The sequence below is a fragment of the Pseudomonas syringae genome (assembly GCF_021606685.1).
GTDB lineage: Bacteria > Pseudomonadota > Gammaproteobacteria > Pseudomonadales > Pseudomonadaceae > Aquipseudomonas > Aquipseudomonas syringae_R.
In genome coordinates this window covers 51,112-60,206 of record NZ_WKCB01000029.1, presented here as the reverse complement: position 1 = coordinate 60,206, position 9,095 = coordinate 51,112, and the positions used below count along the sequence as shown (strand labels likewise).

The 9,095-nt window shown below is 61.2% G+C and carries 9 protein-coding genes; 2 read left to right on the top strand and 7 right to left on the bottom strand.

Annotated elements, in window-relative coordinates:
• Positions 1-138: 138 nt before the first annotated feature.
• Positions 139-744, bottom strand: coding sequence for a cysteine hydrolase (locus tag GIW02_RS13635; RefSeq protein ID WP_236415705.1), 606 nt, complete (start codon positions 742-744; stop codon positions 139-141).
• Between the two features lie 207 nt (positions 745-951).
• On the opposite strand from GIW02_RS13635, the gene GIW02_RS13630 reads away from it, so the two are divergent.
• The gene (locus GIW02_RS13630; RefSeq protein WP_236415718.1) at positions 952-1,149 is read left to right on the top strand and encodes a DUF851 domain-containing protein; all 198 of its coding nucleotides are present in this window, start codon (positions 952-954) and stop codon (positions 1,147-1,149) included.
• 87 nt (positions 1,150-1,236) lie between these two features.
• Here the strand turns inward: GIW02_RS13630 and GIW02_RS13625 are convergent, their stop codons facing one another.
• The 6 genes from GIW02_RS13625 to GIW02_RS13600 form a co-directional block, all read right to left on the bottom strand.
• Positions 1,237-2,130 carry a LysR family transcriptional regulator gene (locus GIW02_RS13625; RefSeq protein ID WP_236415720.1) on the bottom strand — a complete coding sequence of 298 codons (894 nt, stop codon included), beginning with the start codon at positions 2,128-2,130 and terminating at the stop codon, positions 1,237-1,239.
• Between the two features lie 80 nt (positions 2,131-2,210).
• Positions 2,211-3,272 carry an alpha/beta hydrolase gene (locus GIW02_RS13620; protein ID WP_236415722.1) on the bottom strand — a complete coding sequence of 354 codons (1,062 nt, stop codon included), beginning with the start codon at positions 3,270-3,272 and terminating at the stop codon, positions 2,211-2,213.
• 66 nt (positions 3,273-3,338) lie between these two features.
• The gene (locus tag GIW02_RS13615) at positions 3,339-4,421 is read right to left on the bottom strand and encodes an alpha/beta hydrolase (RefSeq protein WP_236415724.1); all 1,083 of its coding nucleotides are present in this window, start codon (positions 4,419-4,421) and stop codon (positions 3,339-3,341) included.
• A gap of 2 nt (positions 4,422-4,423) precedes the next feature.
• Positions 4,424-5,566 carry a (R)-mandelonitrile lyase gene (locus tag GIW02_RS13610; RefSeq protein ID WP_456361620.1) on the bottom strand — a complete coding sequence of 381 codons (1,143 nt, stop codon included), beginning with the start codon at positions 5,564-5,566 and terminating at the stop codon, positions 4,424-4,426.
• Positions 5,567-5,649: 83 nt separating this feature from the next.
• A complete protein-coding gene (locus GIW02_RS13605; protein ID WP_236415726.1) occupies positions 5,650-6,237 on the bottom strand; it encodes a flavodoxin in 588 nt (195 codons plus the stop codon).
• 10 nt (positions 6,238-6,247) lie between these two features.
• Positions 6,248-7,237 carry an aldo/keto reductase gene (locus GIW02_RS13600; RefSeq protein WP_236415728.1) on the bottom strand — a complete coding sequence of 330 codons (990 nt, stop codon included), beginning with the start codon at positions 7,235-7,237 and terminating at the stop codon, positions 6,248-6,250.
• A gap of 456 nt (positions 7,238-7,693) precedes the next feature.
• On the opposite strand from GIW02_RS13600, the gene GIW02_RS13595 reads away from it, so the two are divergent.
• Positions 7,694-9,094 carry an amino acid permease gene (locus GIW02_RS13595; protein WP_236415733.1) on the top strand — a complete coding sequence of 467 codons (1,401 nt, stop codon included), beginning with the start codon at positions 7,694-7,696 and terminating at the stop codon, positions 9,092-9,094.
• Position 9,095: the final 1 nt, after the last annotated feature.

Genomic DNA, 9,095 nt, shown 5'->3' with positions numbered 1-9,095 from the left:
CTGCGTAGCAGCCCCAGATCTGAAAGCCTAAAGCGGGGCGCTTCGCACCCCAACGCGGGCAAGCCCGCTCGCCACAAGGGCCGGCTCGGTACAGGGGGCCGCTCGGTACAGGAGCCGGTTCGGCATAGATCGCGCGTTTCAGCCGGCTTTCAACGCTTCCAGCCATTGCGCGTGTTTCAGCGTTTGGGAAAACATCGGCAGCGTGAATTGCTCGGCGGCCTGTTGTTGTTCAGCAGTGAAGGTGGCTGTGCAATCGGTCAGTGTGACCACGTCGTAGCCTTTCTCATACCCCGAACGCACCGTGCCTTCGACGCAGCAATTGGTCAGGAACCCCGCGACCACCAGGTTATGGATGCCATTGTTGCGCAGTACCAGGTCGAGGCCGGTGGTGGCAAACGCATCCAGCCCACGCTTGCCCTCCACCAGAATATCGCCTGCCTCACGGCCAAGCTCGTCAGTGATCGCGGCGCCCCAGCTGCCGGCTCGAAACGCACCGCCATCGGCAACGCCTTTGAGGATGCCATAGGAGCGCGTGGTCAACTCCGGGTAGCCCTCGGCAAACTGGATCGGCATATGAATAATCTTCACGCCCAACTCACGTGCCTGCTCAACGGCGGCTGCGGTGTTGGCCAGCATGTCGGTGCTGTGCATCACGTCTTTGACGGCGTCATGGAACACGCCACCCGGCGTAGTGAAGTCGTTCTGGAATTCGATCAAGACAAGGGCAGTCGCGTGAGGGTTCATGCTGGTTCTCCGATAGGCAGGCCGTAGGCTGTTAATCGTAGATCAGACGCGGGCATCGGGGGGGATTTGTTCATGCTTCCGGCCTGCGCCATCGGCTTGAGTGCGCGCAGGGTGGCGCACCATTCGTCTAATGCCCGGCACTCTGAGCGCTGCGCCGCCTCAGAGTTTTAAGCGAGGATATTCCGCGCGATAGAACGGAGAGCCAGCATGGAAATCAATGAGAATGCCCCAGGCAACCTGTCACAGCAGGACGTCACCCGTGGCACCGACAATGAGACGGGCCATGACCCGAGGCGGGACGACGATGCAATCCCGCTGCCGGCGGACGACGATGCGCCGCTTGAGGAGGACATGTCGGATGTAGACGCCGCCGATTCGGTGGCAAGCGAACACCCGGATAACTGATCAGATGTTCCACCTCCACGAACCCGGCCAAGCGCCGGGTTTTTGCTTGGTTTTTGCTTAGTGAACGCCAGTATCACCGGGCAACGCTCACTGCTCATGCCGCAACGCATCCACCACTATGCCGAGCGCTGACGACTGCTCGCGCCGGTTGGGGTAGTAGAGGTGGTAGCCGGGAAACGGCTGGCACCAATCCTCCATCACCCGTACCAGTGAGCCCTCGGCAATGTCCTTGGCCACCATGTCTTCCGGCAGAAACGCCAGGCCGCAGCCGGCGACCGCCGCGCGCAAAATCGGCAGGCTGCTGTTGAATGTCCATTGCCCCTCGACACGGGCCTTGAGCTCGTAGCCGTCCTTTTCAAAGTCCCATTGCAGCAAGCTGCCGTGGGTCGGCAGGCGCAGGTTGATGCAGTTGTGTGTCGCCAAGTCTGCCGGGGCTTGAGGCGCGGTGTGTTTGCGCAAATAGTCGGGCGCCCCCACGACCGCCATGTGCAGCCGAGGGCCGATGGGGACGGCGATCATGTCCTTGGCCACCTGGTCACCGAGCCGCACGCCGGCATCGTAGCGCTGGGCGACGATGTCGGAGAGGGCATAGTCCACAGTGATTTCCACGTGGATATCCGGGTAGTCGGGCAGCACCTTCAACAGCTTTGGCCAGAGAATGTTGTTGGCAGCGTGCTCGGACGCAGAAATGCGCACGGTGCCTGACGGGGTGTCGCGAAACTCGCTGACGGCCGCCAGTTCCAGTTCAATTTCTTCAAAGCGTGGCGCCATGGCCTTGTACAAACGCAAGCCGGCTTCAGTGGGCGATACGCTGCGCGTTGTGCGGGTCAGCAGGCGCACGCCCAGGCGCGCTTCAAGGGTGCGCAGGGTGTGGCTGATCGCCGATTGCGAAACGCCCAGTTGAGCGGCGGCGCGGGTAAAGCTGCCTTCGCGGGCGATGATCACGAAGGCATGCAGGTCGTTGAGGTTGGCGCGGGACATTGATGAGGGGCCTTCATGCAGGTACGCAGGGGGTGTTTCGTGCGACGCTGCCTCGCGTGCTCCGAGGCAGTCATGCACGACTACTTCGCGAGGGTTCTTGCGTAGAACGGCGCGAGTTTGCCGAGTGCCGCGTCAACGTACTTGGGTACCCAGTAGGTTTCGATATGGGTAGCGCCTTCAATCTTGTACAGCTCTTTGTCCTTCGTGCCGGAGGCCTTGGCGAACGCATCCTCGGTCATGTACAGGCTGTCGGCCTGGCTGCCGGCGATCATCAGCAGTGGCTGGTCAATCAGGTCGATCTGGTCAGTGGCGTCAAAGCGCATCAGGTCGAGCAGGCTGCTGGTGGTGTACTTGAAGGTCGAGTTCGGGTGCGCGTGGGTTTTCCAGTAGTACTCGTAACCCTGGCGGTAGAGATCAAAGGGTAATTTGGCAATTTGCTCGTCGCTCAGGTTTGCATCGCCCGCGTATCGAACCTCACCCCCCGCAGCTTCCAGGGCACGCGCCTCGGACGCTTGCTTGAGGCGATCCTGAACGCTGTCCAGTTGGGAGTCGACGTAGCCGTTACGGCGCACACGGCCTGAGTTGAACAGGCTGAGGGTGGCAATCGATTTGAAGCGCTTGTCGGTCTCGGCCGCGGCCAGGGAATAGCCGCCCCCGCCGCAGATGCCGAGCAGGCCCAGGCGCTGCGCATCGACGCCGGCGTACTGGGCAATGAAGTCAGCCATGCCGTGGATGTCTTCAATGCGGTTGGCGGGTTTGTCGACACTGCGCGGTTGGCCGCCGCTACCGCCCTGATAGGCCGCATCGGCGGTGATGGTGATGTAGCCCTGTTCGGCCAGGCGCTGGGCATACAGCCCGGCGACTTGCTCTTTTACACCGCCGTTAGGGTGCGCCACCACGATGGCCGGGTAGGCTTTTTGCGGGTCGTAGCTGGCCGGGGTGTAGACGTTGGCGACGATGTCCAGGCCGTTGAGCTTATAGGTCACCGGATGGATGTTGACCTTGCCCGGCTCATTGCGGGCAATCGCGCCGGCATACACTAGCGTGAACGGGTTTTTCTTGTCGTCGGCAGCCACGCTCGTGCCGGCTGAGAGGCCGACCATCGCGGCCATGAACGTGGCTTTGAGAACGGTGTTTTGCATGGGTTTGCTCCAAAGGATTGAAGGGGATTAACAGGTTTTTTCTGATCGGCGCGCATGCCGATCGGGTCAATCCAGCTGTTTCTCTGCCAGGAACTGGGCCACCAAATCCGCGATCTGGCGGTTGTTCAGGTCTGACATGGCAAAATGCGTGTTGCCCTTGATGCCGATTTCCGGAAGGTGAATCAGCTTCACATCGCCGCCATGCCGGTTAACGCTGTCGCGCCATAGCCGCGCCATCTCAAGCCTTGCCCGCCAGCTGTCCTGGGCGGGCAGGTCGATGGCGTGATCGGGAATGTTGTCGCCGTAGAGGATCAGGATCGGAATCCGTGTGAGTGCCAAGAACTGGCTCAGCGGTACTTGGGCGCCTTGCACCGTGTCGAAGGCGCTGGGGATCGGGGCCGGAACCTCTCCGGCAGGAAACACGAAGCTACTGCCCGGCTCGAACGCGACGATAGCCTTTACCTTGTCGTTCTTGATCGCGGTGAGCCAGCCAGGGCCGCCGCCTTGGGAGTGAGTGAATAAAATGCCAGGGCCGATCCGGTTGAACGCAGCCGATACGGCATCGGACACCACGCCCATATCGAACGGCCCCGTATTGGGGGTCATGGCGCGAAAGAACTGCTCGCGTGTCTGCTCGTCGCGCGCCACCTGCACGCCGTCAAAGTAGTTGGGCCATACCCCGATGCGGAACTGGTTGAACCACAGCTGTTCGTCCGGCGTCGGCTTGAGCGTTGCCTCCACCATGCTGCGACCGGCGTTGCCGCGGCGCGGTTGGTCGATCAGGTAGACGCCAAACTGACGGCGCAGGAAAAGGGTCTGGAAGCCTTCGCGACCATCGGCTGTGGTTTCCCAGGTTTTGGAAAACTGGCCGGCACCGTGCCACATCACAATCGGCAGTTTTCGCGCGTTGGCCGGCACTTGGTAAAACACATAGGCGTGATCGCCATGGTAGGTCTGGCCCGCGGGCGCCATAGGGTTGCGCGGGTCAAACGTACCTGGCGCGGTGGTCAGGGTGCCGCCAGCGGCAAAGCTGCCTTGCGCCTCGATCTGCAACGGCGCGGCGCTGTTGCCAGAGTGGTTGGCAGGCACCGTACAGGCTGAAAGCAGGCAGGCCAGAGGGAGGCAGAGAACGGTCGTGGTACGCTGCATCTTCAGCCCTCCGATGCGGCAAGGGCTTGAGTCAGCGCCGCCTGCGCCCGGGTGGCCACGGCGGCGTCCGGGTGTTTGGCGAGTACAGCGGCCACCTGGCGCAGTTGGCTAGCACTCAGGCCGACCCGCAGGCTCGCCAGCATATGCGAACGCAACTGCGGTTCGGCCCCCGGCGTTGCTGCCAACGCGCCCACAGTGGCCAGCTCACGGCTTTGCCAGTCCAGGTTGTCACGCTCGAAGATGGCGCCGAACAGGTGGGCTTGCAGGTACTGGTTGATGACTGGCGCAAAGTCGAACAGCGGGCCTTGCACCGCACCGCCGGAAATGCGCGTCTGGTTGGCGGTACCGACCTCGAGCAAGGCCTGGCCGCTTGGAATCGGCTGGCCGGGCTCGCGCCCTGGGGCATCCTGAATACCTTGCGCGTTGCGCGCCTCAACCACCTTCATCAGTTCACCCAGCGCATTCAGGCTGCGGGGGAAGCCCGCGTACGCATACAGCTGCACCAGTATTTCCTTGGCTTCACTGAGGGTCAGCCCGGCATCCAAACCCTGATTCAAGGCTTGATTAAGATTGGGCATGTCGCTGGAGGCCATAAACGCCGCGATCAGTGGGATGGCCTGCTGTTGGCTCGACAATGTTTCGGACGGCGGTGCGGTGGTGGCGGTGGACGGTTTCAGGCCTGCGTACTCGGCATCCGAGACCTTGTCGCCCCAGGTCACGGCGCTGCCATCGACGGCTTCGGCCAACGCGATATGGGTCATGGCCGTGGTGGGGGACGCCCCATGCCAGTGACGCACATTGGCCGGGATCCATACGGTGTCGCCCGGGCGAATTTCCTGGCGCGGGCCGTCCGCCTGCTGCACATAGCCCATGCCCGCGGTGACGATGAGCGTTTGCCCCAGCGGATGGGTATGCCACGCGGTGCGTGCGCCAGGCTCGAAGGTCACGGTGCCGCCGCCCACGCGGGCAGGCGCATCCCCCTTGAACAGGCCATCAACCCGCACCGTGCCGGTGAAATTGTCGGCCGGGCCTTGAGCGGAAGGCTGGGTGCCAACACGGGTGACACGCACGTTTTTGTTGTCTTCGGCGGCGGCTTCGCCAGCCATCAGCGAAAAGGCTACCAGTGGAGCGATCAGCGGATTCATAGGTGTAACTCCTGGCCCAGGCCGTTGCCCGAGATGCGGGTTTTCATTGCTGTGTCCTCGGCGCAAACCGGGCGATGCGGTGGTTAAGGTTTGAAGTGGCTGTCGCTTAGCCAGGCGTTGACGGTCTCCATGGTTCTGCGCTCTTGCTCGCCCTCCATGACGAACCCCTCGAGCACCTTGGCCTGGGGCGCATGAGCGTGGAGCACAGCACGGCTGCTGCCCAAGCCATAGCCGCCATGGGTGGTGAAGGGAATGATGGTTTTGCCGCTCAGGTCATGGGCTGAAAGAAAAGCGCGCACCACTGGCGGCAGGGTTTCACCCCAGATGGGAAAACCGAGGAACACGGTGTCGTACGCGTCCAGGTTGTGAACCCGGCTCTCCAATACCGGCTCGAAGCCGCTGTCGCGCTCCTGGCGCGCCTGTTCCACGGTTTGCAGGTAGTCGTGGGGGTAGGGGGCGGCAGGGCGGATTTCGAATATGTCCGCGCCCACGCCGCGCTGGATAAGCCCGGCCACGACGCGGGTATTGCCCGACCGGGAGAAGTACGCCACCAGGCTGCGAGAACCGGATGGTGCTTGTTCTTCACGGGCTTGCGTGCTGCCCAGTGCCAGAAGCGGTGAGCTGGCCAATGCGAAAACTACTGTGCGGCGCAGCGAATCGGGGTCGTTCATACCGCCTCCCTTAGCGTCCGACACGGGCTTTAAGCGCCTCGGGGTAACGGTCACCCTGGACACTGATCTGCGCCAAGGCCGATGCGATGGCCGCCAGCTCCGCTGGGGTCAGGGTGACCGACGCGCTGGCGATGTTTTCTTCAAGCCGATGCAGCTTGGTCGTCCCCGGAATCGGCACAATGCACGGTGCCTGGGCGAGCAGCCAGGCGAGGGCTATTTGCGCAGGGGTCACGCCTTTTTGCGCGGCGATCTCGCGCAGCCGGATGATCAGGTTCTGATTGGCCTGCAGCGCCTCCTGGGCAAAGCGTGGCACGACACTGCGAAAGTCATCGCTGCCAAACGATGCGTCAGCCGAAATGGCCCCGGTGAGAAACCCTTTGCCCAACGGGCTGAACGGTACAAAGCCGATGCCCAGCTCGCTAAGGGTGGGGAAAATCTCCAGCTCTGGCTCACGCCACCACATCGAATACTCACTCTGCAGCGCCGTGACCGGTTGCACCGCGTGCGCTCGGCGGATGGTTTGCGCGCCGGCTTCCGAGAGGCCGAAGTGCTTTACTTTGCCTTCAGCGATCAGGGCCTTGACGGTGCCCGCAACGTCTTCGATGGGCACGTCCGGGTCGACCCGATGCTGGTAGAGAAGATCGATGTAATCGGTCCTGAGCCGGCGTAGCGAGCCCTCGACGGCCTGGCGAATATGCTCGGGGCGGCTGTTGAGAATCTGCTGCTTATTGTCGTCGCCAAAGGTGAAACCAAACTTGGTGGCGATCACCACGTGATCGCGCACGGGCGCCAATGCCTGGCCAACCACGTCTTCGTTCAGGTAGGGGCCATACACCTCGGCGGTGTCGAAGAAGGTCACGCCCAGGTCAACGGCAGCGCGGATCAGCGACACTGCATCCTGGGTATACGTGGCCGGGCCATAGCCGTGGCTCAGCCCCATGCACCCCAGGCCAAGGGCCGAAACCTCTAGAGAACTGTTACCCAAGTAGCGCTTTTGCATTGCGTTATCTCCCAGCGTCAACACTCCCGCCCAGCCCGTAAGCCAAGGTGAGCGTGGCAGCCGGTTGGCTGCCACCTCGATGGGAGGACGTTAAGCGAGCACGCACGATCGGACTACCCGGTTAAATCGGCATGGGTCTATGAGCAGAACTAATCAATCCGCAGCAGGCCCTCGCAAACGCTGATGCAGAGCGGCATTCATGAGCCGTGCCTGCAGCCCTCATGGCCTTTTACGAACAGATAGCGGTGAAGGCCGTGGCGCTGATTGTAGCGGGTGGTCAACCCGTAACCCTCAGACGAAACCGCGCGGTTGCGGCTGATCTGGTATGTCGATGCACTTCATACATTTGTACAACCAGAAGCTGTCGGACATGGATTTTTACCGTGTTCAATCATTTTGTACCTGCATACCCTTCTGAACAGGCCCGTTGATCACTAACAATAAAAGGAGACGACCATGCCTATTCAGACCGAACACGACCCGCGTTTGAAACGTTCACTCAAGACGCGACATATCAGCATGTTGGCACTGGGCGGAGTCATCGGCGCTGGGCTATTCGTAGGCTCCAGCGCTGTAATCGCTTCCACCGGGCCGGGTGCCTTCATCACCTACGCAATGACCGGGCTTATCGTCGCCTTGGTGATGCGCATGCTCGGTGAAATGGCTTCTGCACATCCTTCCAAAGGTTCTTTCGTGGATTACGCCCGCATGGCTTTTGGGCGTCCTGCGGGGTATATGATGGGATGGCTGTACTGGTATTTCTGGGTAATTGTGGTGGGTTTCGAGGCGGTAGTCGGTGGGCAAATTATCAATGGCTGGCTACCGGATATTCCTGTCTGGGTGATTGCGCTGGGGTTGATGATAAGCATGACCCTGCTGAACCTGATGTCGGTGCATTCATTTGGAGAAGCCGAGTACTGGTTCGCGGGTATCAAGGTCGCGGCCATCGTCGTCTTTCTGATCGTAGTGGGTGTCTACGTCTTCAACCTCTGGCCAGGGTCGACGGCACGCTTGAGCAACCTGACCGAGCATGGAGGGTTTTTGCCGCATGGTGTTTCATCGCTATTCACCGGTGTAGTGGTGGTGATTTTCTCGATGACCGGCGTAGAAGTGGCCACGCTTGCTGCTGCGGAGTCCGAAGACCCGTCACGCAATATCCGCAAGGCCGTTAACACGGTGATGGTTCGAATTTTGGTGTTCTTTGTGCTGGCGACCTTTTTTATCGTGGTGGCGCAGCCTTGGACCGACATCGTTCCTGGTAAATCGCCGTTCGTGACCACGCTGGAACACATCGGTATTCCAGGCGCCGGTACGCTGTTGACGGTGGTCATTCTGGTGGCCGTGCTCTCGGTATTGAATGCGGGCCTCTACACCTCGTCGCGATTGTTATTCGTACTGGCTTCCAACGACGAGGCACCTCGCTGGATGGCGGCAGTGAGCCGCAATGGCGTACCGGTGCGTGGCGTGATCGCCTCGACACTGGTGGGGTACGGGTGCGTGGTTATTGCGGCGATCTGGCCGGATACCGTGTTTCAGTTCCTCATCAATTCGTCCGGCACTGTGTTCCTTTTTGTCTACCTGATGATCTGTCTGTCGCAACTCAAGCTTCGCCAGAAGTGGCTGGATGAGGGCTCTTTGAAGTTCGCCATGTGGGCTCACCCCTGGCTGCCCCTGCTGGTTACCGCGTCAATTATTGCGGTGTTGGTGAGCATGGCATTCGACGCCTCGATGCGGGTAAGCCTCCTTCAATGTGTGATCGCCATCTTCGTGATTGCCCTCTCATACGCCGTTCTACGGTGGACACGAGCTCGCCAGAGCAGCACTGAACTCAAACCGCGGCCAGCAAGCAGCACTTAGC